Origin of the sequence: Silvania confinis (assembly GCF_025564085.1) — a bacterium.
GTDB lineage: Bacteria > Pseudomonadota > Gammaproteobacteria > Enterobacterales > Enterobacteriaceae > Enterobacter > Enterobacter confinis.
This window is the reverse complement of the sequence record NZ_JAMGZJ010000067.1, coordinates 53,865-80,721: the sequence shown is the minus strand read 5'-3', so window position 1 is coordinate 80,721 and position 26,857 is coordinate 53,865. Positions and strand designations below refer to the sequence as shown.

Genomic DNA, 26,857 nt, shown 5'->3' with positions numbered 1-26,857 from the left:
AATGAGTGATAAAAGGTTACGCGGAGCGTGTCCCCCCTCCGGTGAGAGGGGACAACGGGATTAACGCTTCTTACCCATCGCTGCGGCCAGCGCATCCATCATGGCGCTGTTACCGCCGGATTGCGTCTCGCGTCCGCGTGGCTTGGCCGCAGGGCGCTGCTGTTGTTCGCGCGCGCCACCGTTACCATTGCCGCGACGGGCGTTGGTCTCGCCAGGCTGCTCGTCCAGACGCATGGTCAGCGCGATACGCTTGCGCTGCAGATCCACTTCCAGCACTTTCACCTTCACGATGTCACCCGCTTTCACCACGGTGTGCGGATCCTGCACGAACTTATCGGCCAGAGAGGAGATATGCACCAGACCATCCTGATGCACGCCGATATCCACGAACGCGCCAAAGTTAGTGACGTTGGTGACGGCGCCTTCCAGCACCATGCCCGGCAGCAGGTCGTTCATTGTCTCGACGCCTTCGGCGAACTGCGCGGTTTTAAATTCAGGGCGCGGGTCGCGACCGGGTTTTTCCAGCTCTTTGATGATGTCGGAGACCGTCGGCACACCGAATTTGTCGTCGGTGAAATCCACCGCTTTCAGGGATTTAAGCTCGCTGCTGTTGCCCATCAGTACTTGCAGCGCCTGCTGGGTAGCGGCCAGAATGCGCTCGACAACCGGATAGGCTTCCGGGTGAACGGTAGAGGCGTCCAGCGGGTTGTCGCCATGGTTAATACGCAGGAAGCCCGCGCACTGTTCAAAGGCTTTTGGCCCCAGACGGCTCACTTTCAGCAACTGCTGGCGATTCTGGAATTGGCCGTTCTCATCACGCCAGGCCACAATGTTTTGCGCCATCATGCGGGTTAACCCGGCCACGCGGGTCAGCAACGCCACTGAGGCGGTATTCAGATCCACCCCCACGGCGTTTACGCAGTCTTCGACCACCGCGTCCAGCTTGCGCGCCAGCTGAGACTGGCTAACGTCGTGCTGATACTGGCCCACACCAATGGATTTCGGGTCGATTTTTACCAGCTCGGCCAGCGGATCCTGCAGACGACGGGCGATAGATACTGCGCCACGAATGGAAACATCCAGATCCGGGAACTCGAGTGCTGCCAGTTCAGATGCGGAGTACACCGACGCGCCCGCTTCGCTGACGATCACCTTCTGGGCGGTCACTTTCGGGAACTGTTTTTGCAAATCGATAAAGAAGCGCTCGGTTTCGCGCGAGGCGGTGCCGTTGCCAATCGCCACCAGCTCAACGTTATGCTTCTCACACAGGGCTGCCACCGCCACCGCGGCTTTGGCGGCCTGTCCGGTGTGGGGATAAATCGTATCGGTCGCCACCAGCTTGCCGGTGCCGTCAACCACGGCTACCTTCACGCCGGTACGCAGACCCGGATCAAGGCCCATCGTCGCGCGCAGGCCCGCCGGGGCGGCCATCAGCAGGTCGTGCAGGTTACGGGCGAAGACGTTGATTGCCTCTTCTTCGGCGCGTTCGCGCACGGTGCCCATCAGCTCGGTTTCGAGGTGCATTAACACCTTGATGCGCCAGGTCCAGCTCACCACCCCTTTGCGCCAGCTGTCCGCCGGGGCGTTGTTCAGGCGTAAGTCGAGATGGCTGGTGATGATTTGCTCGCCGTAACTCTCTTTCGGCGGTTCGTCGAACTGCGGATCGGCATTCAGCGACAGCTGCAGCACGCCCTCGTTGCGGCCACGGAACATCGCCAGCGCGCGGTGAGAGGGGGTGGTGGCGATCGGTTCGTGATGGTCAAAGTAGTCGCGGAATTTCGCCCCTTCGTCCTCTTTGCCGCTCACGACGCTGGCAACGATGTGTGCATTCTTCCACAGATAATCGCGCACTTTGGCCAGCAGCGCGGCGTCTTCGGCGAAGCGCTCCATCAAAATGTAGCGTGCGCCATCCAGCACGGCTTTGGTATCGGCGACGCCTTTATCCGCATCGATAAATTTCGCCGCTTCGGTTTCCGGATCGTGAGACGGAGTATCCCACAGCAGCTCGGCCAGCGGCTCCAGGCCTGCTTCAATGGCGATTTGCCCGCGCGTGCGACGTTTTTGCTTGTACGGCAGATAGAGGTCTTCGAGTTCGGTTTTGCTCAGCGTACCATTGATGGCTTTTTCCAGTACGTCGGTCAGTTTGCCCTGCTCGCCGATCGATTTCAGGATCGTCTGGCGTCTGTCTTCCAGCTCACGCAGATAACCGAGGCGATTTTCCAGATTACGCAGCTGCGTGTCATCCAGGCCGCCCGTGACTTCCTTACGATAACGTGCAATAAACGGCACGGTGTTCCCTTCATCAAGCAGGCGAACGGCAGCTTCTACCTGTTCAGCCCTTGCCTGAAGTTCACCCGCAATAATGCGGCAGAGCGAATCTTTCATCATGGCTATTTCATCTTGTGGGTCGAAAAATCAGGGGATAGTTATACGGACTGACACAGTAAAATGCCAGTCGGTGCGCAAGGCTCTCGGATTGTTCCGGCGGGTTATTTCACATAGTCGATGGCGTTCACATACCAGCTCGCTTCGCCTGCTGGAGTGAGAACCAGAGCGATATCACCCACTTCCTTTTTCAGCAGCGCCCGGGCCATCGGCGAATCAATCGAGATGTAATCCTTACGACCAAAAATTTCATCGTAGCCGACAATGCGAAAGCGCTTGAGGCAGCCATTGTCGTTTTCGATCTCCACCCACGCGCCGAAGAAAACTTTGCCCTCCTGCTGCGGGGAGTAATCAACAATTTTCAGATTCTCAAGGCACTTCGACAGGTAGCGCACCCGGCGGTCAATTTCGCGCAGTCGCTTTTTGTTGTACTGGTAGTCCGCATTCTCACTGCGATCGCCCAGACTGGCGGCCCAGGTCACTTTTTTGGTCACTTCCGGGCGCTCTTCCCGCCACAGCGTGTCCATTTCTTTCTTGAGGTTCTCGTACCCTTCGCGGGTGATCAGCGGCGTTTTCATTCTTTGGCCTTACAACTTAGGTTGCATACTGTGCGCACATTACGTATCACTTAGCGTAACAGACAAGATTAATAATGTGTTTTGTGACGAAATGTACAGATAAGCTCCTGTTAAATATGCTTTGTAACAATTTCGACTAGAATTTATACCAGAATTAGCTGGTCGTGGCCGCGCACTTTTTTAGAATACGCTGTTCAAGATTATCCGAACCTTTGGGAGTACTGACAATGCAAGAGAATTATAAGATTCTGGTGGTGGATGACGACATGCGCCTGCGTGCGCTGCTCGAGCGTTATCTGACCGAGCAGGGCTTCCAGGTTCGTAGCGTGGCCAACGCCGAACAGATGGACAGGCTGCTGACCCGTGAGTCCTTCCACCTGATGGTGCTGGACCTGATGCTACCGGGCGAGGATGGTCTTTCTATCTGCCGTCGTCTGCGTAGCCAGAGTAACCCGATGCCGATCATTATGGTAACGGCGAAAGGTGAAGAAGTTGACCGTATCGTAGGCCTCGAAATTGGTGCCGACGACTACATTCCAAAACCGTTCAACCCGCGTGAGCTGCTGGCGCGTATCCGCGCCGTGCTGCGCCGTCAGGCTAACGAACTGCCTGGCGCACCGTCCCAGGAAGAGGCGGTGATCGCTTTCGGTAAGTTTAAGCTGAACCTCGGCACCCGTGAGATGTTCCGTGAAGATGAGCCTATGCCGCTGACCAGCGGTGAATTTGCGGTGCTGAAAGCGTTAGTCAGCCACCCGCGTGAGCCGCTCTCGCGCGATAAGCTGATGAACCTGGCCCGTGGTCGTGAATACTCCGCGATGGAGCGTTCTATCGACGTTCAAATCTCCCGCCTGCGCCGCATGGTGGAAGAAGATCCTGCGCATCCGCGCTATATCCAGACCGTGTGGGGTCTGGGCTACGTGTTCGTCCCGGACGGTTCTAAAGCATGAGGCGAATGCGTTTCTCGCCGCGTAGCTCGTTTGCCCGCACCCTGTTGCTGATCGTCACCCTGCTGTTTGTCAGCCTGGTGACGACCTATCTGGTGGTGCTGAACTTTGCGATCCTGCCGAGCCTCCAGCAGTTTAATAAGGTCCTCGCGTACGAAGTACGTATGCTGATGACCGATAAGCTGCAGCTGGAGGACGGTACGCAGTTGGTGGTGCCACCGGCGTTTCGCCGGGAGATCTATCGCGAGCTGGGGATATCGCTTTATTCCAACGAAGCGGCGGAAGACGCAGGCCTGCGCTGGGCGCAACATTATGAATTCCTTAGCCAGCAAATGGCGCAGCAGCTGGGCGGCCCGACGGAAGTGCGCGTCGAGGTCAACAAAAGCTCGCCGGTCGTCTGGCTGAAAACCTGGCTGTCACCCAATATCTGGGTGCGCGTGCCGCTAACCGAAATTCATCAGGGCGATTTCTCGCCACTCTTCCGCTATACCCTGGCGATCATGCTGATGGCGATAGGCGGTGCGTGGCTGTTTATCCGCATCCAGAACCGACCTCTGGTCGACCTGGAGCATGCGGCGCTCCAGGTCGGTAAAGGTATTATCCCACCACCGCTGCGCGAGTATGGCGCGTCGGAGGTGCGCTCCGTGACCCGCGCCTTCAACCATATGGCAGCCGGTGTAAAACAGCTGGCCGATGACCGAACCCTGCTGATGGCCGGGGTCAGTCACGATCTGCGCACCCCGCTGACCCGTATTCGTCTGGCGACCGAAATGATGGGCGAAGAGGACGGGTATCTGGCGGAGTCCATTAACAAGGACATCGAAGAGTGTAACGCCATCATCGAGCAGTTTATCGACTACCTGCGCACCGGGCAGGAGATGCCGATGGAGATGGCGGATCTGAACGGTGTGCTAGGTGAAGTGGTGGCGGCAGAGAGTGGTTACGAACGCGAAATCGAAACCGATCTGCTGCCGGGCGAAATCCAGGTGCGGATGCACCCGCTGTCGATCAAGCGTGCGGTGGCGAATATGGTGGTGAATGCCGCCCGTTACGGTAATGGCTGGATCAAGGTCAGCAGCGGATCTGAACTGAGTCGCGTCTGGTTCCAGGTAGAAGACGATGGTCCGGGGATTAAGCCCGAGCAGCGTAAGCACCTGTTCCAGCCGTTCGTCCGGGGAGACAGCGCGCGCAGTACCAGCGGCACTGGCTTAGGCCTGGCGATTGTTCAGCGTATCGTGGATAACCATAACGGTCTGCTGGAGATTGGCACCAGCGAGCGGGGCGGATTGTGTATCCGCGCGTGGCTCCCGGTGCCGTTTCCGCGCGGGCAGCAGGTAAAAGAGAGTTAACTCAACCCTCTCCCACGGGGAGAGGGAAAAAACATTAAAAAAGGCAACTTGCGTTGCCTTTTTTCTTTTACCTTGGTCCCGCACTCACCAACGCCGCACCGGCTGGCGTATCGGTGTACTTCTCAAAGTTTTCCACAAACAGCTTCGCAAGCAGTGCGGCTTTTTCCTGCCACTGTTCCGGGGATCCGTAGGTATTGCGTGGATCGAGGATATGCGTGTCGACGCCAGGCAGTGTTGTCGGGATCGCCAGATCGAACATCGGCAGGGTGAAGGTTTCCGCATCATCCAGCGAACCATCCAGAATGGCATCGATAATGGCGCGCGTATCTTTAATGGAGATACGTTTGCCGGTGCCGTTCCAGCCAGTGTTGACCAGATACGCCTGCGCGCCCGCAGCCTGCATGCGTTTCACCAGCACTTCAGCATACTGCGTCGGGTGCAGTGACAGGAAGGCTGCGCCGAAGCAGGCGGAGAAGGTCGGGGTGGGTTCCGTCACACCGCGTTCGGTACCGGCCAGCTTGGCGGTAAAACCAGACAGGAAGTGATACTGCGTCTGGCTGGCGGTCAGCCGTGAAACCGGCGGTAACACGCCAAACGCATCGGCGGTGAGGAAAATCACTTTGGTGGCGTGGCCCGCTTTCGATACCGGCTTCACGATATTATCGATGTGATAAATCGGATAGCTGACGCGGGTGTTTTCGGTTTTTGACGCATCGTCAAAATCGACGCTGCCATCGGCGCGAACCGTGACGTTTTCCAGCAGCGCATCGCGACGGATCGCCTGGTAGATATCCGGTTCGGCCTGCGCCGACAGGCGAATAGTCTTGGCGTAGCAGCCGCCTTCGAAGTTAAACACGCCATCGTCATCCCAGCCGTGCTCGTCATCGCCAATCAGACGGCGTTTCGGGTCGGTGGAGAGGGTGGTTTTGCCGGTGCCGGACAGGCCAAAGAACACCGCGACGTCCTCTTTCTCGCCGACGTTCGCCGAGCAGTGCATGGAAGCAATGCCCTGCAGCGGCAGCAGGTAGTTCATCACCGAGAACATCCCTTTCTTCATTTCACCGCCGTACCATGTCCCGCCGATCAGCTGGATACGTTCCGTCAGGTTAAAGGCGACAAAGTTTTCGGAGTTCAGACCCTGCTCTTTCCAGTTTGGATTGGTGCATTTCGCGCCGTTCATCACAATAAAGTCAGGCTCGAAGCTTTGCAGCTCTTCATCGGTTGGGCGAATAAACATGTTCTTCACGAAATGCGCCTGCCAGGCGACTTCAGTGATAAAACGCACGGAAAGGCGGGTGTCGGCGTTGGCGCCGCAGAAAGCATCAATGATGAACAGACGCTTGCCGGAAAGTTGTTGGGTGACGAGGGATTTCAGATGCTGCCAGGTTTCCGGGGAGATCGCTTTGTTGTCGTTCTTCCCTTTGCCATTGTCCGACCACCAGAGGGTGTCGCGAGTGGTGTCGTCACGAACAATGTATTTATCCTTCGGCGAACGGCCGGTAAAGATACCGGTGTCTACAGCGATTGCGCCCGTGTTCGTCAATATACCGCGCTCGTATCCTTCCAGTGCTGGATTGAGCTCCTCCTGATACAGCGTAGCGTAATCGGGGTTATAGACGATGTCATGAGCGTCGTTGATACCATAAGCCTTGAGATCTTGCGGGGTTAAACCATTAACACGCATATCACTGCTCCTTAGCCAATATATACTGCCTGAAATTGTAGGGTTTTTCTTCGAATGTTAACCGCGACGGGGCTCATAGATTTGCGTATCTGGTCAAAAACCCTTATATAACGGAAAACTCTGTGACTCCTGTCACTCGCGGAACAGATTATGGCAGGATTCAATTTTGGGTTAGGGAAAATGTTCTTAAAAGGTTAATAGCTGGTAAATTAAACCGTTGGAATGTGAGTGTAAGCGCATACATGTAAGAAAATTACGAAAGCCTTACAACACTGATAACGATTCAGCCGCTGCGGGAAATCATTAATAAAATGAAAGAGTAGAAGGGCGAGGGGAAAGGTCAACTGCCCCGGCATGAGGGCAGTTAACGGTGCTGCTTAGTGAACCTGCGGATCGGCTGGAGAAGCGTTGTTACGGATCTCGGCGATATCCATCGCGTTGAACACGTAATGGGAGTTGCAGTAGTCGCAGTGCATATCGATCTCGCCTTCTTCGGCCATGATGCTGTCGATCTCTTCATCCGGCAGCGTTTTCAGCGCGCCTGCGCAGCGTTCGCGGGAACAAGTGCACTTAAACTCCACATCCTGCGGATCGTAAAGTGTCACTTCTTCTTCGTGATACAGACGCCACAGCACGTCGTTCGCCGGTAAGGTGAACAGCTCTTCCGCTTTGATGGTTTCGGTCAGCGTGGCCAGGTGGTCGAAGTCATCGCCCTGGGCATTCTGCGCCGGCAGCACCTGCAGCAGCATCCCGCCTGCAGCCAACTGGCCGTCCACTTCGCCGGTACGAATGAACAGACGGGTCGGCAGCTGTTCGGAACGCAGGAAGTAATCTTCCAGGCAGGCCGCCAGGCTTTCGCCCTCCAGACCGACTACGCCCTGATAACGCTCGCCTTCTTCCGGGGTGATGGTGATTACCAGGAAGCCGTTACCGACCAGCGTTTTCAGGTCTGCGCCTTCCGGGATCTCACCCTGCACGCGCGCCACACCGCGCATCTGCTGCTGGTTATTGCCGTTGATCACCGCCAGATTCATTGGGCCATCGCCCTGCAGCTGCACGGTGATGTCGCCAGCAAATTTCAGCGTCGCGGTCAGCAGGCTAGTGGCAACCAGCAGCTCACCCAACACGGTTTTAACCGGCTGCGGATAGTTGTGGTTTTCCAGGATCTGTTTCCAGGTTTCGGATACCGTCACCAGCTCGCCGCGCACGGCAAATTTTTCAAACAGATAGCGGTGTAATTGGTCGTGTTGGGCCATAGTCATCTCTCGTTCAGCAAGAATCACTCATTCTCGCCATATTTAAATTTAATCAGGTTGCGACGCTCTTTCTTATCCGGTCGCCTGTCGGGATGCGGCATGGTCAGGGCATTCAGCTTACGCGCCTGTGCCACTTTCTCGCGCTTCACAACGCTTTCTGCCGTCTCTTCGTACAGCGTGCTGGCTTCCGTGGCCGGGCGACGTTGTTCAGTGACGTTTTTGACGATCACCGTCCGTTCGTCGTTGCCCTGACGCAGGGTCAGGGTGGCATTCAGCTCGACGAGTTTGCTCGGCTTGCTGCGCTGCCCGTTGTAATGCACTTTACCGCCATCAACCATTTCGCGGGCGAGGGCGCGCGTTTTGTAAAAGCGTGCAGCCCACAGCCATTTATCCAGTCTTACCCCTTCAGGGGGCTTCTCTTTCATGGCTTCTCCTTGCTGAGGGAGGGGATCATCCGGCGGTAGTCGTTCATGCCCGGATGGCGCAGATAGCTTTTGTCGGCCAGTCCAGAATCAGGATTGGTCACGCCCAGGCAGTAACGAATGCCGAAGGTTGCCGCCGCATCCAGAATCGGTTCGCTGTCATCAATGAACAGCGTGCGTTCCGGCTGCAGGCCGGTCTCTTCTGCCACTGCCTGCCACAGTCGCTGATCCTCTTTCGGATAACCAAATGTGTGGGTAGAAAGTAATAAATCAAGGTGTGAGGCCAGACCGGTATGTTCCAGCTTCACCGCCAGATTATGTGGATGCGCGTTGGTCAGCAGAATGCGGCGCTTACCGCTCGCCTGCAGCGCGTCCAGGAAAGGCACAGTATCTTCACGCAGGATCGCATGCGGGCCCTGGGCGGTGGTCATGGCGCAAATATCCAGACCGAGGCGCTCGCTCCAGTAGTCCAGGCAGTACCAGTTTAGCGTATGTTGTACGGCGCTATACTGCTGGCGGATGAATTCCTGCGCTTGTGCCGGGGAGATCCCCTGCCGCTCGCCGTAGGTTTCGGGCACCAGTTTTTGCCAGAAGTAGTTATCAAACGCGAGATCGAGCAGCGTGCCGTCCATATCCAGCAGGACGGTATCGACGTCCTGCCAGGCAATATCAAGATGCATGGGGGAAAACTCCAGCCAGAAGAAACGTGCGCGACAGGGTAGCATACCTTGCCGCGCGGGGGCGTTATCCGATCAGGCTTTCAGGCGCCGGGATAAGCTTCGGGTTGAGGCAACTTTCATAATATTGCTGGATGTCAGCCAGGCGGGTGCGTGAGCGCTGATAGCGGCGCAGCGCCATAAAACCGTTCCAGATAATGCAGCCCAGCATCGCCAGCATCAGCAGCGAGGTACCGATGTAGCGCCAGAGTCCGGCGCTGTCCGGCATGCTGTGCAGATCGATATGGCGAGTGCCGTTGGCGTCGGTAAAGATGCCGGTCACAATCCCTTCGGCGCTGAACGGCGTGCGCATCAGCATCTGCGCCAGACGCTGAAACTCGCCCCACTGTTCCTGGGCCGGATAGTCATACAACGCCACCGGCGGGTAGGGCTGATCGACCAGGTCGCTGCCTTCATCGCTGATGATAATAAAGCCGCCTGGTGCCGGGCTGTTAATCGCCTGTGCCGCGCGCGAGGTTTCGCGGATGACGAAAGGCGCGGTCGATGTTGCGACCAGATTTTCCAGCGACTCGGCGCTGACCGGGCGCAGCAGAACGTTCACACCGTCGAGACGACCGGCATCGGCGCGTTTGACCAGCGCCTCCCAGTCTTTGCTGTTGCCAAGGTTGACCAGCGCATTTTTCAGCCTGACGCACTCATCTTTATCTGCACATAAATCCTGGGTTTTCAGCACGATGTCGCCAAAATCATCCAGCAGCACCATTCCCGATTTTTGAATGGCGGAGCGTAACGCTGGGCTAACGCGTGAATCATCATCCGGTTTGGGATGCAGTTGGCTCGACAGGGCCTGCTTTAGCGCCGTGGCTTTATTGACGATGTCAGATTCCGGCAGCGGCAGAGGAGGTGCGTCATTCCAGATCACCTGTGAGCAGTCAAACGGCGTAAATGGCGAGTTCTGGCGGGTGTTCCAGTTGCTCTGTGCCTGAATGCTACACATCCCGCTTCCATTCAGATGCAGCGTGTCACCAATGCGAACCCCAGCCGTTTCCAGCTGATTGACGCTGGTGGCCTCGATGGTTTGCGCCCCTTTAATCCACGACAGGGTAAATTTAATCGGCATATCCAGCGGGACGAGGAAAACCAGCATGGCTAACACCACTGCGCTGCCTGCGGCGATCACCGTGCTACGCAACCAGTGCTGGAGCGGGAAGTTTTTCACCTCGTCGTGCAGGGATAAAAAACGCCCCTGACGCACAACATGCCGGTCCAGATAGATATCAATATCGGTTTTTTGCCCTAAATCCTGAGCCAGCCACGGCTGCCAGTGACGCGGGTAGATCAGGTCAATAATGCCCAGTGAAATCGTGTTGACGTGATCCTGATCGTTTTCGCCAAACAGACCCCAGCGTTTTGGTGTGCCGCGCAGGCAGTGGATCTCGCGCAGTGAATTTTTGGCTGGTGCGGCGAACAATCCCCAAAGACCGGCCGCCAGCAGCAGTATCGCACCGCCACCCAGCCACGGAGCAAAGACATCCGGGCTTATCAGGCAGAAGAAGAACAGCAGGAAGGAGACGACAATCAGCAGCGCCTCACGGATGCCGTCCGGGCGGCTGAGGGCGTACTCTTCGTGCGTCTCCTGGCGAATATTCAGCAGCTCAATCTGCTCGGTCTCTTCGCCACGAATCGATGCCTGGGTGGCGCTGACGTGCTCCAGTGCAAAGCGCGGCGCTTCCAGCATGTACTCCGCGATGGAGTGACCATTCAGGGCAATCACCAACGGGATGGAATCGGTGTGGATCAGCTCAACGCTGTTTTCATCATTGATGTACTGTTCCCAGAACGGCGGCAGATGTACCTCGACGGAATCGAGATAATAACGCCACTTATTGGGATCGTCGGTGGTAATGCCATAGCGGGTAATCGAGCGTGTCAGGCACAGCACGGTATTGCTCTGGGCATTCAGCTTTAACGAGATCGGTGCCGCGCTGGCACCTGTTGCAGGCGTCAGCTGGATGCGGTTGAATGACTCTAGATATTGCTCAATAGCGCTGCGTTCTTCTACGCTGAGTTTACGCGTGCTCGCACCGGCAAAGGCATTGAGAAAGGGCAACCGATAACGATGTTGTGCCCGACGCCGTAAAAACCACCCTGCAATCAGCGCGCAGGCCAGCATAGCAGCGATAAAAATCAAAATGGTGCTCATGCTTTCCCCATCTTACGTGTCTTACAGGTGTAGTCAGTAGCACCTTTTACAATGAATGCGTGTCTATGGTTGGCTATCGGCATGTAAGGCGTTGAACTTGAGCAATTTGAAGCGCATCCCAGTGACTGCTGATAGTAGCAAAGCCCATCATAACCAGATATCAGCAAATTCCTGGAATTATTTCAACCTATTGACTTTTTAATTGAAATGAGGAATGAATCTACATAGGTTGCATAAATGTAAATAAAGTACGTTTGACATTGCCCAAACCGTGCGGCCTGTCGCACAATGACCTCAGTTCACCTGGCAAAGACCCATCGATATGAGCAAACCCTTACAAAAACCCACCATTCTGAATGTTGAAACCGTGGCCAAATCGCGCCTGTTTAATATTGAAAGCGTGGACCTGGAGTTCAGTAACGGCGTGCGTCGCGTATATGAACGTATGCGCCCGTCCACGCGCGAAGCTGTGATGATCGTGCCAATTGTCGACGAGCATCTGATTCTGATCCACGAGTATGCCGTGGGCAGTGAATCCTACGAGCTGGGGTTTTCTAAAGGGTTGATTGATCCGGGTGAGTCGGTGTTTGAAGCCGCGAATCGCGAACTGAAAGAAGAAGTTGGCTTTGGTGCAAACGATCTCACCTTCCTGAAAAAACTCAGCATGGCTCCGTCCTATTTTTCCAGCAAAATGAATATTGTTCTGGCTGAAGATCTCTATCCAGAATCGCTGGAAGGGGATGAGCCTGAGCCGTTGCCACAGGTGCGCTGGCCGTTGGCGCATTTGATGGATCTGCTGGAAGAGCCCGATTTTAACGAAGCCCGTAACGTGAGCGCGCTGTTTCTGGTGCGGGAGTGGCTGAAAGGGCAGGGACGTTTGTAGCAGAAAGCCGCCCTCTCCCAGCGGGAGAGGGCGAGAGCTCACTTAAAACAGCTCGTGTGTTTCACCATTATCAATCAGCGTTGTTCCCACCTCATGCACCGCCTGTTGCGTAGGCTGCGTGCCCTCGATGAAAAATTCTGCCCGACTGTTGCCGCCGTTGGCCAACTGCCCGGTACTGCGATCGATATTGATCGTCACTACGCCTGGCGGTGGTGTCAGCGGTTGTTCCGGTACACCGTCGAGAGCCACCTTCATAAAGGCATCCCATGCGGGCTGAGCGCTCTTGGCGCCACCTTCGTAACCGGAGATCTGATCTTTGATCGCCCCGGAGGCGGAGGTGCGGCCTAAATCCCGACGGTGATCGTCAAAGCCAATCCACACTGATGTGACTGCACCCGGACCATAGCCGGAGAACCACGCATCTTTCGAGCTGTTGGTGGTGCCGGTTTTGCCGCCGATATCCTGGCGCTGCAAATCACGGCCCGCACGCCAGCCGGTGCCCTGCCAGCCTGGCTCACCGAAGATATTGGTGTTCAGGGCGCTCTTAATCAGGAAGGCCAGCGGGGTGTTGATCACATGCGGGGCATATTCCTGCGCACCGGTCTGAGAGACCAGCGCCTGGTTAGCCTGCTCGAGCTGCGGCTTTGGCACGGCCAAGTTTTGCTGCTCCTGCGAAATGGAGACATCTTCCATGTCCTGGTTATTGAGCGCTTCCGATTTTGGCGTATCGCCATAAATCACCGGAATATCACACTCTGCACAGGCCACTTTCGGCTTCGCGTCAAATATCACGCCGCCCTGATCGGTCTCGATTTTGCTGATGAAGAACGGATCGACCAGGAAGCCGCCATTCGCCATCACCGCATAGCCGCGCGCGACCTGCAGCGGCGTAAAGGAGGCAGAGCCCAGCGCCAGCGATTCGGTATGCACAATGTTCTGTGCCGGGAAGCCAAAGCGCTGCAGATACTCGGCCGCGTAATCGACGCCCATGGCGCGCATGGCGCGAACCATCACCACGTTCTTCGACTGACCCAGACCCTGACGCAGACGAATCGGCCCGGAATACTCTGGCGGTGAGTTTTTCGGACGCCAGTCGGAACCCGCTCCGGCATCCCAACGGGAAATCGGTACGTCATTGAGCATACTGGCGAGCGTCAGCCCTTTATCCATCGCGGCGGTGTAGAGGAACGGTTTGATATTGGAACCGACCTGGCGCAACGCCTGGGTGGCACGGTTAAATTTGCTCTGGTTGAAGTCGAAACCGCCTACCAGCGCCAGCACGGCACCGTTGTGCGGATCGATGGAAACCAGCGCCGAGTTAACGTCCGGGATCTGTCCCAGCCACCAGGCGTCGTTGACCTGGCGAACCCAGATTTGCTGACCAGCCTGAACGGCATCGGTGATTTTGCGCGGCGTTGCGCCCTGCTGCGTATCGGAACGATACGGACGGGCCCAACGCATACCTTCCATGCGCAGTGCAACCGAGGTGCCGTCGGCGAGCATCGCCGTCGCTTCCTGCGGATCGGTACGGGTGACCACGGCCGCCACGAACGGTCCGTACGCTGGCAGCGGTTTCAGCGTGTCGGTGATTTTTTTGCTGTCCCAGGCAGATTCGCCCACTTTCCACAGCACATTTGACGGGCCGCGGTAACCGTGGCGCATGTCGTAATCAATCACGTTATTACGCACCGCCTGCTGCGCGCCCTGCTGGACGGTGCGGCTGATGGTGGTGTAGATGCGATAACCGTCTTCGTAGGCCTGCTCACCGTAGCGGGAGAACATCTCCTGGCGCACCATCTCGCTCAGATACGGGGCGGAGAAGGCAATTTCCGGCGCATGGTAATTCGCGTCAATCGCCTCACTGCGCGCCTGATCGTACTGCGTCTGGCTGATATAGCCTTCACTTAACATACGCGACAGCACCACGTTACGACGTGAGGTGGCACGATCCAGCGAGTAGAGCGGGTTAAAGGTGGAAGGCGCTTTAGGCAGACCGGCGATGGTGGCGATCTCGCTCAGCGTCAGCTGATCCACGGATTTACCGAAATAGACCTGCGCCGCAGCCCCCACGCCATACGCGCGGTAGCCCAGATAGATCTTGTTCAGGTAAAGTTCGAGGATCTCGTCTTTATTCAGCAACTGCTCAATGCGGATCGCCAGGAACACTTCCTTGACCTTACGCGTCAGCGTCTTTTCCGGGCTCAGGAAGAAATTACGCGCCAGCTGCTGGGTAATCGTACTCGCCCCTTGAGAGGCGTGACCGGAGAACATCGCCACGCTGGCAGCACGGAAAATCCCCACCGGGTCGACGCCGTGATGCTCGTAAAAGCGGCTGTCTTCCGTGGCGATAAACGCTTTCACCATTTCTGGCGGGATTTGGTTGAGAGTCAACGGGATACGACGCTTTTCACCGTACTGGGCGATAAGCTCGCCATCGGCGCTGTAAACCTGCATCGGGATCTGGAGTCGCACATCGCGAAGCGTGGCAACATCAGGTAGCTGCGGCTCAATATATTTGTACAAACCAAAAATCGAGCCTGCTCCAAGCAGAATGCAACAGACTGCAAGGATCAATAAATACTTTACGAACTTCACTGGAGATTTCCCATTTAGTTTGAACTGGGCAGTTTATAAACAATTGCGCGGTAGTATAAAGGCAAGCCTGAATCATTGATAGAGCCGTCATCCCCAGGGACGATAAGGAGATCGTGAAACATGGCATTTAAAATCTGGCATACAGGCGTTCATATTCAACAGGATAAGATTCTGGCCGTCGCGCTGGTGCGTGAGAAAACGGGGTGGGGTCTGCGTCGCTGGTGGCAGCTTCCGCTGGCAGTGGGCACCGTTAGCGAGGGGCAAATTCTCAAGCCTGAACAACTGACTGCGGCACTGGCTGAATGGCGGAAGATGCTGCCACTCCACCATCGAATATTCCTCGCTTTTCCGGCGTCCCGCACCTTGCAAAGGACGCTTCCACGCCCGGCAATGACCCTGCGTGACAGTGAACAGGTTGCCTGGATCACCTCGGCGATGAACCGTGAGCTCGATATGGCTCACGATGCGCTGCGTTTCGACTTCGCGGAGGACACCTTTAGCCAGACGTTTCATGTCACCGCTGCGCAGAATAAAGAGATTTCCACGCTGCTGGAACTGGCAAAAGCGCTGCGACTACGGCTGGCGGCGATCACACCTGATGCCGGGGCGCTGACGCATTTTCTCCCCTTCCTGGCGACGCCTGTCCAGTGTATTGCCTGGCGTGATAAGGACCAGTGGTTATGGGCGATGCGTCATCAGTGGGGGCGACGCGGGCTGGCAGAAGCGCCCGACGTTGAGCAACTGGCCGCACTGCTGGCGCTGGGTGTCGAAGAGATCGTCTGCTGTGAAGCTGGCCGCTTCGACCCCTGGAGTCTACTGACCCGCAGCCAGCCGCCTTTGCCTGAGAACGGAGCGGATTTCAGCGTCGCGCTGGCGCTGGCAATGGGAGATGCCGCTTCATGAGAACCGCCAATTTTCTGCCGTGGCGTCAGCGGCAAAGACTAGGCTGTCTGCGCTTTTGGGGACTGCTGTTTACCGGCTCGCTGCTGCTGGCCTTGATGCTTTTCGTCAGCAGTCGGGTCAGTATGCCACTGACCCTGCAGGTATCCAGTCTGTGGCAGGTTAGCGATCGGGCGTTGTATCAGGCGCTTGAACTGCGCCACAATCAGGCGACAGCGTTGCATGCCCAGCGCCAGCAACAGCAGCACTGGGCGCAAAAAAAGGCCGTTACTCAGGCATGGGAACCGACACTGATCGCCTTAAGCGGCGCGATACCGGAGCGGGCATGGCTGGCAACGCTGCGTTTTCAACAGGCTACCCTCCATCTGAAGGGATATGCCGCCACGCTACCGGCCGTTACGGCGTTCGAAACGGCGCTGCGCCAGTTCCCGGGCTTTACGCTCGGTGCGCCGGGCGAGATGCGCCAGGATGCACAGGGGCGGTGGCAGTTTGCCTATTCCCTTACCCGCAAGGAGCAGGCCGATGCGGATCCCTCCTGATAGCTGGTGGGCGATGGCCCCGCGCTGGCGCTGTCTGTGCTGGATCCTGTTCTCGGCGCTGCTGCTGATCGGCGTGTTGGTTACGCAGATGCGCGAACGAGATCAACAGACCGCAGCGTTCCAGGCGCAACAGGCCAGGGATGCGTCCGCCAACGCGCGGCTATGGGCTGCGATACGTAAGCTTTCTCCCGCCACTGAGCCGGTCTCCGTCGGCGTGGTTCGGCTTTTTTCACCACTGGAATTCGACGCGCCTGATCTGCGTCTGGTTCGCTGGCAGCCCGGTAGTGCAGGCGGAGAGCTGGTGGTTGAAGCCGCCTGGGCGCAAATCCCCACGCTCTTTGTCACCCTCGCACAGCGTGATGTGGCGGTGGGGCGCTTTAGCATTCAGTCAGAACAAGAAACGCTGCAGGTGGTGATACAGCTGGAGCGACAGGATGCGGGGTAAACAGGGCTGGCTGTGGCTACTGCTGCCGCTGATTCTCGGTATGCGCGATCCGTTTAAGGCACCGGAATCACGTTGCCCCAATGCTGCACTTAGCCAGTGGCGCTATGCCGGTTTTGTCATGGGGCCGGTCCCGGTAGGCATTGTCAGGGACGAACAGGCACGTTGGCTGCGCGTACGCCACGGCGAATCACTGCCGACAGGCGGACGCGTGGTTGTGCTGAATGAAAATGAACTGGTCATCGACACGCTCGGCCGATGTGAACCGGCGCGATGGCGATGGCAACGACAAGGAATGACACAAAATGAAGACAGGGATCGTCGCACTGCTACTCATCACCAGCCAAACGCTGGCAGCCCCTCACGCAGCCGTGACGCTGGTGGTAGATGATGTGCCGGTTGCCCAGCTTCTGCAGGCACTGGCGGAGCAGGAGAACCACAACATGATTATTGCGCCGGACGTGGGTGGCAACGTCTCCCTTCGCCTGACGCGCGTTCCCTGGCAGCAGGCGCTACGAACGGTGGTCGCCAGCGCAGGGCTGGTTATGCGCCAGCAGGAGGGTATTTTTTATATCCACTCTGCCGCCTGGCAGCAACAACAGCAGGTCAGGAAAGAGGCCGAGCAGGTAAAGAGGCAGCTCAATGCCCCGCTGGAGGCGCGCAGCTTTCCTTTCTCTTATGCTGATGCTGGTGACTTGCTGCCTGCGGCAGAAAAGCTCCTGAGCCCCAAGGGTAGCCTCGCGGTGGACAAACGCACCAACCGGCTGCTGGTTCGGGACAACCGCGCGGCGCTGGATGCGTTGCAGCATTGGGTTTCGCAGATGGATTTACCCGTCGCACAAGTGGAATTGGCTGCGCACATTGTCACCATGAGTGAGAAAAGCCTGCGCGAGCTGGGGGTGAAATGGAATCTGGCACAGGCGGACAATCCCGGTAGCCCTGGGCAGGTGACCACGCTGAGTAGCAATCTCGCCGTGAGCAATGCCACCACCCAGGTCGGTTTTAATATTGGCCGCATTAATGGCCGCTTACTGGATCTCGAGCTTTCCGCGTTGGAGCAAAAGCAGCAGGTCGATATCATCGCCAGCCCGCGGCTGCTGGCGTCGCACATGCAGCCTGCCAGCATTAAACAAGGTACGGAAATCCCCTATCAGGTCTCCAGCGGTGAAAGCGGCGCCACATCGGTAGAGTTTAAAGAGGCGGTACTGGGGATGGAGGTGACGCCAGTGGTACTGGACAAAGGGCGCGTGCGTCTGAAGCTGCGGATCAGCGAAAATACGCCGGGCGAGGTGCTGAAGCAGGCCGATGGCGAAACCATGGCCATTGATAAGCAGGAGATCGAGACGCAGGTCGAGGTCAAAAGTGGCGAAACGCTGGCTTTAGGCGGAATTTTTTCTCAGAAGCACAAAACTAAAAATGAAAGTGTACCAGGATTAAGTCGCCTCCCCTTGCTGGGGCAGTTGTTCCGCCACCAGGGGAAAGATAACGAACGGCGTGAACTGGTGGTTTTTATCACCCCTCGCCTGGTTGCTACGCCATAAGCAGCAAGATTGCTTGCCTGATTTTGCATTCAGTTTGTTGCAGATGTTTGACGTGAGGCATGAATTAGCATACAAGGAGTACCGATTTGAGAATCAGCTTACCAAATCTTGCACCCTGAATGTCTTAAGCGGCAGGTCTGGTGATTTAATCTATTGCCAAACAAGCCGGAGTGCTGAGATAATTTTTAGTCTGACTCTCGCTCTATCGCATATGAGGTTTCAGTTCATGTCCTGTTCGCCAGGTATCGGCGAAGCGGGTTTATCATTAACGAATAGTCTTAGTAGTACCGAAAAAATGGCAGAGAAACGTAATATCTTTCTGGTTGGGCCTATGGGTGCCGGCAAAAGCACTATTGGGCGTCAGTTAGCTCAACAACTCAATATGGAATTTTACGATTCTGATCAAGAGATTGAGAAACGCACCGGAGCTGATGTGGGCTGGGTCTTCGATGTAGAAGGCGAAGAGGGTTTCCGTGACCGAGAAGAAAAAGTCATTAATGAACTTACGGAAAAACAGGGCATTGTGCTGGCTACTGGCGGCGGCTCTGTAAAATCTCGCGAAACTCGCAACCGTCTCTCCGCCCGCGGTGTGGTGGTCTATCTCGAAACGACCATCGAAAAACAGCTGGCGCGTACGCAGCGTGATAAGAAACGCCCGTTGCTGCAGGTTGAGACGCCTCCACGTGAAGTTCTGGAAGCCCTGGCTGGGGAACGCAATCCGCTGTACGAAGAGATTGCTGACGTCACCATTCGCACCGATGACCAGAGCGCTAAAGTGGTCGCAAACCAGATTATTAATATGCTGGAAAGCAACTGATTCTGGCTTTATATACACTCGCCTGCGGGTAAAAGCATTTAAGGTGGATGTCGCGCTATGGAGAGGATTACAGTTACTCTCGGGGAACGGAGTTACCCTATCACTATCGCGGCTGGTTTGTTTAACGACCCAGCTTCCTTCTTACCACTGAAAGCGGGTGATCAGGCTATGCTGGTCACCAATGAGACGCTGGCTCCGCTTTATCTCGACCGCGTACGTCAGCAGCTTGAACGGGCTGGCGTGAAGGTCGACAGTGTGATTCTGCCTGATGGCGAGCAGTATAAAAGCCTGACGGTACTGGATACCGTCTTTACCGCATTACTGCAAAAACCGCACGGTCGCGACACTACACTGCTTGCTTTAGGCGGCGGTGTTGTTGGCGATCTTACGGGCTTTGCTGCGGCAAGTTATCAACGTGGCGTGCGCTTTATTCAGATCCCAACCACGTTGTTGTCGCAGGTCGACTCTTCTGTTGGCGGCAAAACTGCCGTCAATCATCCGCTTGGCAAAAATATGATAGGTGCCTTCTACCAGCCCGCTTCGGTGGTGGTGGATCTCGACTGTCTTAAAACGTTGCCTCAGCGTGAGCTGGCCTCCGGGCTGGCGGAAGTGATCAAATACGGCATTATTCTGGACGGCGAGTTCTTTAGCTGGCTCGAAGAGAATATGGATGCCTTGTTGCGTCTTGATGGTCAGGCGATGGCGTACTGTATTCGCCGTTGCTGTGAGCTGAAAGCAGAAGTCGTTGCCGCAGACGAGCGCGAAACCGGCTTACGTGCTTTACTGAATCTGGGGCACACCTACGGCCACGCTATTGAAGCCGAAATGGGCTATGGCAACTGGTTGCATGGTGAAGCTGTCGCGGCGGGCATGGTGATGGCCGCACGTACTGCGGAGCGCCTGGGTCAGTTCACAGCGGCTGAGACACAACGCATTATCACGCTGCTTGAGCGCGCCGGGTTACCGGTGACAGGGCCGCGAGAAATGTCTGCGCAAGCCTATTTGCCGCATATGATGCGCGATAAAAAAGTATTGGCAGGCGAGATGCGACTGGTACTCCCGCTTGCAGTAGGTAAGAGTGAAGTGCGTGGCGGTGTACCGCACGATGTCGTACTTGGCGCAATTGCTGATTGCCAGCAAGCGTAAAAATTAGAAAGGTCTGGCTGCGATAAAACGTGGCCATTTAGCTTCAGGTGAAATGCAAAGTCGTAGGCATAAGCCTTTGAGTGGGGTGTTAAATGGATGAATTCAAACCAGAAGACGAGCTGAAACCCGATCCCAGCGATCGTCGTACTGGTGGTCGTACTCGTCAGTCTTCTGAACGTGATAACGAACCGCAAATCAACTTTGATGAAGTTGATCTGGATACCGATGACCAGCGTCCATCGCGTAGCCGCCCTGTTCGTGAAGAGCGCCCTGTTCGTGAAGAAGATGACTATGAGTCCGACGATGAGTTAGTGGACGAAGAGGCCGTTGAGCGTCGTCCACGTAAGCGTAAAGCCGCTGCGGCAAAGCCCGCCTCGCGTCAGTACATCATGATGGGTCTTGGCATACTGGTTCTGCTGTTGCTGATTATCGGCATTGGCTCCGCGCTTAAAGCACCGTCAGCACCAGCCGATCAAACCGCCTCCGGCGAGAAGAGTATCAACCTTTCTGGTGATACTGCCGATCAGGCAAATGGAAGTACTCAGCCAGCGCCAGGCACCACATCTGCCGAGAATACTGCCGGGAATACCCAGCAGGATATCTCCTTGCCGCCAGTGGCGTCCACGCCGACTGAGGGCCAGGCCCCTGTAACTCCGCAGGGCCAGCAGCGTGTTGAAGTTCAGGGCGATCTGAATAATGCGCTGACCCAGCCGCAGAATCAGGAGCAGGTCAACAACGTGGTGGTCAACTCTACGCTGCCGACCGAACCTGCGACCGTTGCGCCAATCCGTGGTGCTGCCAGCCAGCAGCATGCGGCGGCAACAACAGAATCTACGCCGCGTCAGACCAAGCCTGCCGCACAGCAGGAACGTAAGCAGACGGTTATTGAGCCGAAGCGTGAAGTGAAGCCGCAGCCAGTCGCGAAAGCGGAGGAGCCAAAAGCGGTTACTCAGCCGAAACACACTGAAACTGTTACTCGCGCACCGACCACCGCACCTGCTGCAACAGCCACTGCGCCAAAAGCGACAGCGACTACAGCGCCAGCCGCGACGGCAACGGCTTCGACTCCGGCGGCATCCAAGCCGACAGCCGCTGCCAGCACCGGTAAATCCGCGGGCAATGTGGGTTCGTTGAAATCTGCTCCTTCCAGCAACTACACGCTGCAGTTGAGCAGTTCTTCCAGCTATGACAATCTGAACAGCTGGGCGAATAAATCGAATCTGAAAAACTTCGTGGTTTACGAGACAACCCGTAACGGTCAGCCGTGGTACGTGCTGGTGAGCGGTGTGTATGGCTCGAAAGACGAAGCGAAACGCGCTGTTGCCACACTGCCAGCCGATGTTCAGGCAAAAAACCCGTGGGCGAAACCGATCCGTCAGGTTCAGTCCGATTTGAAGTAATCTGTGAAGCGCAGGATGCTGTCGGAGCTTTCTCCACAGCCGGAGAAGGTGTAATTAGTTAGTCAGCATGAAAAAAAATCGCGCTTTTCTGAAATGGGCAGGGGGGAAATACCCCCTGCTCGATGATATTCAAAAACACCTGCCGCCAGGCGAGTGCCTTGTAGAGCCGTTTGTTGGCGCGGGATCGGTATTTCTGAATACCGATTATTCCCGTTATATCCTTGCGGATATCAACATCGACCTGATCAGCCTCTATACCATCGTTAAAGAGCGTACCGACGAGTACGTTCAGGAAGCGCGTAAACTCTTTACGCCTGAAACTAACGATCCGGTATTGTATTACCAGTTCCGTCAGGAATTTAATCAGAGTACCGATCTGTTCCGACGCGCAGTGCTGTTCCTGTATCTCAATCGCCATGGCTACAACGGTCTGTGCCGGTACAACCTGCGTGGGGAATTCAACGTGCCGTTTGGCCGCTATAAGCGCCCCTACTTCCCGGAGAACGAGTTGTATCATTTTGCGCAAAAGGCGCAGAATGCCCAATTCTTCTGCGAGTCGTATGCCGACAGCATGGCTCGTGCAAAACAGGATTCGGTTGTCTACTGCGATCCGCCCTATGCGCCGCTTTCAGCGACGGCAAACTTTACGGCGTATCACACCAACAGTTTTAATATGGAACAGCAGGCCCATCTGGCGCAAATCGCCGAAGGCCTGGTGAACCAGCAGATCCCGGTATTGATTTCAAACCACGACACGGCATTGACCCGCGAGTGGTACCACCTGGCGACCGAACGGCATGTCGTCAAAGTCCGGCGCAGCATCAGCAGCAACGGCGGTACACGTAAAAAGGTGGACGAACTGCTGGCTCTCTATCGACCCTGAGCCGTTTCGCCCGCCGTTAAACACAGTTCAAGGAGATGCGGATGAAACAGTATTTGATTGCACCCTCAATTCTGTCGGCTGATTTTGCCCGTCTGGGCGAAGACACCGCGAAAGCACTGGCTGCCGGTGCGGATGTCGTTCATTTCGACGTTATGGATAACCACTATGTGCCTAACCTGACCATCGGACCGATGGTGCTGAAGGCACTGCGCAAGTATGGCGTAACCGCGCCGATTGATGTGCACCTGATGGTCAAACCGGTTGATCGCATTGTGCCGGATTTTGCCGCCGCAGGGGCCAGCATCATTACCTTCCATCCTGAAGCCTCTGAACACGTCGATCGCACCTTGCAGCTTATCAAAGAGCACGGCTGTAAGGCCGGCCTGGTGTTTAACCCGGCGACACCGCTGAGCTATCTCGATTACGTGATGGACAAGCTGGACGTGATCCTGCTGATGTCCGTAAACCCGGGCTTTGGCGGTCAGTCATTCATCCCACAGACGCTGGATAAGCTGCGTGAAGTGCGTCGTCGTATCGACGAATCCGGTTACGATATTCGTCTGGAAGTGGATGGCGGCGTGAAGGTGAACAATATTGGCGAAATCGCCGCAGCCGGTGCGGATATGTTCGTGGCGGGGTCGGCGATTTTCGATCAGCCGGACTACAAAAAAGTCATTGATGAGATGCGCAGTGAACTGGCGAAGGTAAGTCATGGATAATTTGCAGGCAATTCGGGGCGTTGCGTTTGACCTCGACGGTACGCTGGTTGACAGCGCGCCGGGCTTAACCAGCGCAGTTGATCAGGCGCTGTATGCGCTGGAGCTGCCGGTTGCGGGCGAAGATCGCGTGGTGACGTGGATTGGCAACGGTGCAGATGTACTGATGGAGCGCGCCTTAAGCTGGTCGCGTCAGGAACGTGCCATCCAGCGTGCGGCGCAGGGCAAAGCGGGCGTCGATCATGCGGATATCCCACAGGAAGAGCAGGTTCGCGTGTTGCGTAAGCTGTTTAACCGTTTCTATGAGCAGACGGTAGAAGAAGGTAGCTTCCTGTTCCCTGACGTAGCCGGTACGCTGAGCGCGCTGCACAGCAGCGGCATGCCGCTGGCGCTGGTCACTAACAAACCGACGGCGTTTGTTGCGCCGCTGCTGGAAGCACTGGATATCGCGAAGTACTTCTCCGTGATTGTGGGTGGCGATGACGTGCAGAACAAGAAGCCGCATCCGGAACCGCTGCTGCTGGTGGCAGGAAAATTATCCTTAACCCCTGACGCGCTGCTCTTTGTTGGCGATTCGCGCAATGATATTCTGGCGGCCAGGGCTGCAGGTTGCCCGTCCGTGGGCCTGACCTATGGCTACAACTACGGTGAGTCTATTACGCTGAGTGAGCCGGATTTTATCTTCGACCACTTCAAAGATTTACTGCCCGTGCTCGGGCTTTCGCACAGTGAAAATCAGGAATTGAAAAATGACTAAGCCCATCGTTTTTAGTGGCGCACAGCCCTCAGGTGAACTGACCATTGGCAACTATATGGGTGCGCTGCGTCAGTGGGTGGGCATGCAGGACGACTACCACTGCATCTACTGCATCGTGGACTTACACGCGATCACCGCCCGTCAGGATCCGGAAAAACTGCGCAAAGCGACGCTGGACACCCTGGCGCTGTATCTGGCCTGCGGTATCGACCCTGAGAAAAGCACCATTTTCGTTCAGTCTCACGTACCGGAGCATGCGCAGCTGGGCTGGGCACTGAACTGCTATACCTATTTCGGCGAACTGAGCCGCATGACCCAGTTCAAAGACAAATCCGCCCGCTATGCTGAAAACATCAACGCCGGTCTGTTTGATTACCCGGTACTGATGGCAGCCGACATTCTACTGTACCAGACCAACCAGGTCCCCGTGGGTGAAGACCAGAAACAGCATCTGGAGTTGAGCCGCGATATCGCCCAGCGCTTTAATGCGATTTACGGCGACGTCTTCAAGGTGCCAGAGCCGTTCATTCCGAAGTCCGGCGCTCGCGTGATGTCCCTGCTGGATCCGACCAAGAAGATGTCCAAGTCGGACGATAATCGTAACAACGTGATCGGCCTGCTGGAAGATCCAAAAGCGGTCGTGAAGAAGCTCAAGCGTGCGGTCACCGATTCTGACGAGCCGGCTGTGGTGCGTTACGATGTGCAGAACAAAGCGGGTGTTTCTAACCTGCTGGATATCCTCTCCGGCGTTACTGGGCAGAGCATTCCTGAGCTGGAGAAGCACTTCGAAGGCAAAATGTATGGTCATCTGAAAGGTGAAGTGGCTGATGCAGTCTCCGGCATGCTTACCGAGTTGCAGGCGCGCTATAACCAGTACCGTAATGACGAAGCCTTCCTGCAGAAAGTGATGAAAGACGGTGCTGAGAAAGCCAGCGCGCGCGCCTCTGAAACCCTGAAAGCGGTGTACGAAGCTATTGGGTTTGTGGTGAAGCCATAAGTCTAAGCCAGACGTAAAAAAACCGGGAAATTCCCGGTTTTTTTATGCCTGAAAAAAGCTTACTGATTAGCTGCCGGGCCACAGCCGCCGATGATCTTCGAAATGGAGATCGCCGGGTGCAGTAGGTAATCGTAGCTGCAATTATTTTTGGTATTTTGCACATGGCCGGTGCAAGCGGTCAGGGTGGTCAGAATGCCTGCAATGAGGGCAATCTTTGCCAGTTTGAACATAACGCTTCCTTGTCTGTAACGTGAGGGAATATATAGAAAATGTGCTTTCGCGGAGGGGATTTTATCGATCACGGTAAGAGAGGAGTAGTCCATAACAGGACTACTCTTTTAGCGGGGAATATGTTCAGTCTGGCTTAGTGATTAGAGAACCAGTTGAGTTTGTCGCGCAGCGCCACCACGCGGCCGACCACAATCAGCGCCGGGCTTTCAACCTGCTGGGCCAGTTCACCGAGCTGGGTCAGGACGCCGCTCACCACGCGCTGCTTGATGGAGGTGCCATTTTCAACCAGCGCCACCGGCATCTCTGCATCCATGCCATGTTCGAGCAGTTTGGCCTGAATGGTGGCGGCCTGGTTCAGACCCATGTAGAACACCAGCGTCTGCTTTTCAGCGGCCAGATTATGCCAGTCCAGCTCAGCGCCGGTTTTCAGGTGTCCGGTAACCAGGCGCACGCTTTGGGCGTAGTCACGGTGGGTCAGCGGAATACCGGAATAGGCAGAACAACCCGATGCAGCCGTAATGCCAGGCACCACCGAGAACGGAATGCCCGCATTACACAGCGTTTCAAGCTCTTCACCACCTCGCCCGAAGATAAACGGATCGCCGCCTTTAAGACGCACCACGCGTTTTCCTTTTTGCGCTTCACGCAGCAGGATCTGGTTAATCTCTTCCTGAGGCACACAGTGATATCCCGCGCGCTTGCCGACAAACACCCGATCCGCATCGCGGCGAACCAGATTCATGATGTCATCAGAGACCAGGCGGTCATACACCACCACATCTGCCTGCTGGATCTGCTGCAGGCCCTTCAGCGTTAACAGACCCGCATCGCCCGGACCTGCGCCCACCAGCACCACTTCACCGCGGTGATCGAGCGGGGCAGCCAGCAGTTGCTCGGTGGTGTCATCCACCGCTTTTTGATCTTCATTTGCCAGCGACTGGGCTAGCCGGTCGTTAACAAAGAACTTTTCCCAGAAGCGTCGACGTTCGCCAACGGTTGCGAACTGCTGCTTCACCCGGGGACGTAATGTCCCGGCATAGTGAGCCACTTTGCCCAGGTGCTGCGGCAGGATCGCCTCCAGTTTTTCGCGCAGCAGACGCGCCAGCACCGGCGATGTTCCGCCGGAGGAGACGGCCACCATCAACGGCGAGCGGTCGATAATCGACGGCATGATAAAGCTCGCCTCTTTCGGGGCATCTACCACGTTGCAGAAGATACGCCGCACTTCACAGGCGTCGCTGACGCGCTGGTTGACCGCATCGTCGTCGGTGGCGGCAATGGTCAGCCAGCAGGTATCGAGCAGGGATTCGGTGAACTCACCCTCGACAAGGGTGAGCATGCCTTCCTGTGCCCATGCAGTAAACTGCGGGGCAAAGTCGAGAGCATTGACGGTGAGTCGGGCACCTGCCTCTAACAGCAGGCGGGCTTTGCGTTCAGCCACATCGCCACCCCCTACGAGCAGGCAGTCGCGATGACGTAATTGACAGAATATTGGCAGGTGATCCACGACAT

The 26,857-nt window shown here is 56.2% G+C and carries 25 protein-coding genes; 15 read left to right on the top strand and 10 right to left on the bottom strand.

Features of this window, described 5'->3' with window-relative positions; genetic code table 11:
* Positions 1-60: 60 nt before the first annotated feature.
* Positions 61-2,388, bottom strand: a complete 2,328-nt coding sequence (locus tag M8013_RS04190) for a Tex family protein (RefSeq protein WP_271266556.1) — start codon at positions 2,386-2,388, stop codon at positions 61-63.
* A gap of 101 nt (positions 2,389-2,489) precedes the next feature.
* Positions 2,490-2,963, bottom strand: coding sequence for a transcription elongation factor GreB (gene greB / locus M8013_RS04185; RefSeq protein WP_271266555.1), 474 nt, complete (start codon positions 2,961-2,963; stop codon positions 2,490-2,492).
* A gap of 227 nt (positions 2,964-3,190) precedes the next feature.
* Here greB and ompR point away from each other — a divergent pair, with 227 nt between their 5' ends.
* Both ompR and envZ read left to right on the top strand, forming a co-directional pair.
* Complete coding sequence (ompR, locus tag M8013_RS04180) at positions 3,191-3,910, top strand: osmolarity response regulator transcription factor OmpR (protein WP_001157751.1); 720 nt, start codon at positions 3,191-3,193, stop codon at positions 3,908-3,910.
* The gene (envZ, locus tag M8013_RS04175; RefSeq protein ID WP_271266554.1) at positions 3,907-5,256 is read left to right on the top strand and encodes a two-component system sensor histidine kinase EnvZ; all 1,350 of its coding nucleotides are present in this window, start codon (positions 3,907-3,909) and stop codon (positions 5,254-5,256) included. The genes ompR and envZ overlap by 4 nt, the downstream gene beginning before the upstream one ends.
* Before the next feature lie 67 nt (positions 5,257-5,323).
* Here envZ and pckA read toward each other — a convergent pair whose 3' ends face one another.
* From pckA to M8013_RS04150, 5 genes are all read right to left on the bottom strand, one after another.
* Positions 5,324-6,940: a phosphoenolpyruvate carboxykinase (ATP) gene (gene pckA / locus M8013_RS04170; protein ID WP_271266553.1), complete on the bottom strand. Its 1,617-nt coding sequence runs from the start codon at positions 6,938-6,940 to the stop codon at positions 5,324-5,326.
* 377 nt (positions 6,941-7,317) lie between these two features.
* A complete protein-coding gene (gene hslO / locus M8013_RS04165) occupies positions 7,318-8,196 on the bottom strand; it encodes an Hsp33 family molecular chaperone HslO (protein WP_271266552.1) in 879 nt (292 codons plus the stop codon).
* 23 nt (positions 8,197-8,219) lie between these two features.
* Entirely contained in the window at positions 8,220-8,621 is a 402-nt protein-coding gene (hslR, locus tag M8013_RS04160) for a ribosome-associated heat shock protein Hsp15 (RefSeq protein WP_271266551.1), read from the bottom strand.
* On the bottom strand, positions 8,618-9,298 hold the full coding sequence (gene yrfG, locus M8013_RS04155) for a GMP/IMP nucleotidase (protein ID WP_271266550.1): 681 nt from the start codon (positions 9,296-9,298) through the stop codon (positions 8,618-8,620). The genes hslR and yrfG overlap by 4 nt, the downstream gene beginning before the upstream one ends.
* Before the next feature lie 64 nt (positions 9,299-9,362).
* Positions 9,363-11,498: an intracellular growth attenuator family protein gene (locus tag M8013_RS04150; protein WP_271266549.1), complete on the bottom strand. Its 2,136-nt coding sequence runs from the start codon at positions 11,496-11,498 to the stop codon at positions 9,363-9,365.
* Positions 11,499-11,820: 322 nt separating this feature from the next.
* On the opposite strand from M8013_RS04150, the gene nudE reads away from it, so the two are divergent.
* A complete protein-coding gene (nudE, locus tag M8013_RS04145; protein ID WP_271266548.1) occupies positions 11,821-12,381 on the top strand; it encodes an ADP compounds hydrolase NudE in 561 nt (186 codons plus the stop codon).
* Positions 12,382-12,423: 42 nt separating this feature from the next.
* Here nudE and mrcA read toward each other — a convergent pair whose 3' ends face one another.
* Positions 12,424-14,976, bottom strand: coding sequence for a peptidoglycan glycosyltransferase/peptidoglycan DD-transpeptidase MrcA (gene mrcA, locus M8013_RS04140; RefSeq protein ID WP_271266547.1), 2,553 nt, complete (start codon positions 14,974-14,976; stop codon positions 12,424-12,426).
* Positions 14,977-15,096: 120 nt separating this feature from the next.
* On the opposite strand from mrcA, the gene M8013_RS04135 reads away from it, so the two are divergent.
* The 12 genes from M8013_RS04135 to trpS all read left to right on the top strand — a co-directional run bounded on the left by M8013_RS04135 (position 15,097) and on the right by trpS (position 25,114).
* The gene (locus M8013_RS04135; RefSeq protein WP_271266546.1) at positions 15,097-15,879 is read left to right on the top strand and encodes a type IV pilus biogenesis protein PilM; all 783 of its coding nucleotides are present in this window, start codon (positions 15,097-15,099) and stop codon (positions 15,877-15,879) included.
* The gene (locus M8013_RS04130; RefSeq protein WP_271266545.1) at positions 15,876-16,415 is read left to right on the top strand and encodes a PilN domain-containing protein; all 540 of its coding nucleotides are present in this window, start codon (positions 15,876-15,878) and stop codon (positions 16,413-16,415) included. The genes M8013_RS04135 and M8013_RS04130 overlap by 4 nt, the downstream gene beginning before the upstream one ends.
* A complete protein-coding gene (locus tag M8013_RS04125; protein ID WP_271266544.1) occupies positions 16,399-16,860 on the top strand; it encodes a HofO family protein in 462 nt (153 codons plus the stop codon). The genes M8013_RS04130 and M8013_RS04125 overlap by 17 nt, the downstream gene beginning before the upstream one ends.
* On the top strand, positions 16,850-17,248 hold the full coding sequence (locus M8013_RS04120; protein ID WP_271266543.1) for a HofP DNA utilization family protein: 399 nt from the start codon (positions 16,850-16,852) through the stop codon (positions 17,246-17,248). Before M8013_RS04125 ends, M8013_RS04120 begins: the two co-directional genes overlap by 11 nt.
* Entirely contained in the window at positions 17,163-18,398 is a 1,236-nt protein-coding gene (gene hofQ / locus M8013_RS04115; RefSeq protein ID WP_271266542.1) for a DNA uptake porin HofQ, read from the top strand. The genes M8013_RS04120 and hofQ overlap by 86 nt, the downstream gene beginning before the upstream one ends.
* Positions 18,399-18,693: 295 nt before the next feature.
* Positions 18,694-19,215: a shikimate kinase AroK gene (gene aroK, locus M8013_RS04110; protein WP_006177873.1), complete on the top strand. Its 522-nt coding sequence runs from the start codon at positions 18,694-18,696 to the stop codon at positions 19,213-19,215.
* A 57-nt stretch (positions 19,216-19,272) separates the two neighbouring features.
* Positions 19,273-20,361 carry a 3-dehydroquinate synthase gene (gene aroB / locus M8013_RS04105; protein WP_271266541.1) on the top strand — a complete coding sequence of 363 codons (1,089 nt, stop codon included), beginning with the start codon at positions 19,273-19,275 and terminating at the stop codon, positions 20,359-20,361.
* 92 nt (positions 20,362-20,453) lie between these two features.
* Positions 20,454-21,761 carry a cell division protein DamX gene (gene damX, locus M8013_RS04100; RefSeq protein WP_271266540.1) on the top strand — a complete coding sequence of 436 codons (1,308 nt, stop codon included), beginning with the start codon at positions 20,454-20,456 and terminating at the stop codon, positions 21,759-21,761.
* Positions 21,762-21,828: 67 nt separating this feature from the next.
* Positions 21,829-22,644, top strand: a complete 816-nt coding sequence (dam, locus tag M8013_RS04095) for an adenine-specific DNA-methyltransferase (RefSeq protein WP_271266539.1) — start codon at positions 21,829-21,831, stop codon at positions 22,642-22,644.
* 41 nt (positions 22,645-22,685) lie between these two features.
* Positions 22,686-23,363 (top strand): ribulose-phosphate 3-epimerase, encoded by a 678-nt coding sequence (gene rpe, locus M8013_RS04090; protein WP_271266538.1) that lies wholly within the window; start codon positions 22,686-22,688, stop codon positions 23,361-23,363.
* Positions 23,356-24,117 (top strand): phosphoglycolate phosphatase, encoded by a 762-nt coding sequence (gene gph, locus M8013_RS04085; RefSeq protein WP_271266537.1) that lies wholly within the window; start codon positions 23,356-23,358, stop codon positions 24,115-24,117. The genes rpe and gph overlap by 8 nt, the downstream gene beginning before the upstream one ends.
* The gene (trpS, locus tag M8013_RS04080; protein WP_271266536.1) at positions 24,110-25,114 is read left to right on the top strand and encodes a tryptophan--tRNA ligase; all 1,005 of its coding nucleotides are present in this window, start codon (positions 24,110-24,112) and stop codon (positions 25,112-25,114) included. Before gph ends, trpS begins: the two co-directional genes overlap by 8 nt.
* Before the next feature lie 59 nt (positions 25,115-25,173).
* On the opposite strand, the gene M8013_RS04075 is transcribed toward trpS, so the two are convergent.
* A complete protein-coding gene (locus M8013_RS04075) occupies positions 25,174-25,344 on the bottom strand; it encodes a YhfL family protein (RefSeq protein ID WP_271266535.1) in 171 nt (56 codons plus the stop codon).
* A gap of 134 nt (positions 25,345-25,478) precedes the next feature.
* Positions 25,479-26,852, bottom strand: coding sequence for a siroheme synthase CysG (gene cysG, locus M8013_RS04070; protein ID WP_271266534.1), 1,374 nt, complete (start codon positions 26,850-26,852; stop codon positions 25,479-25,481).
* Positions 26,853-26,857: the final 5 nt, after the last annotated feature.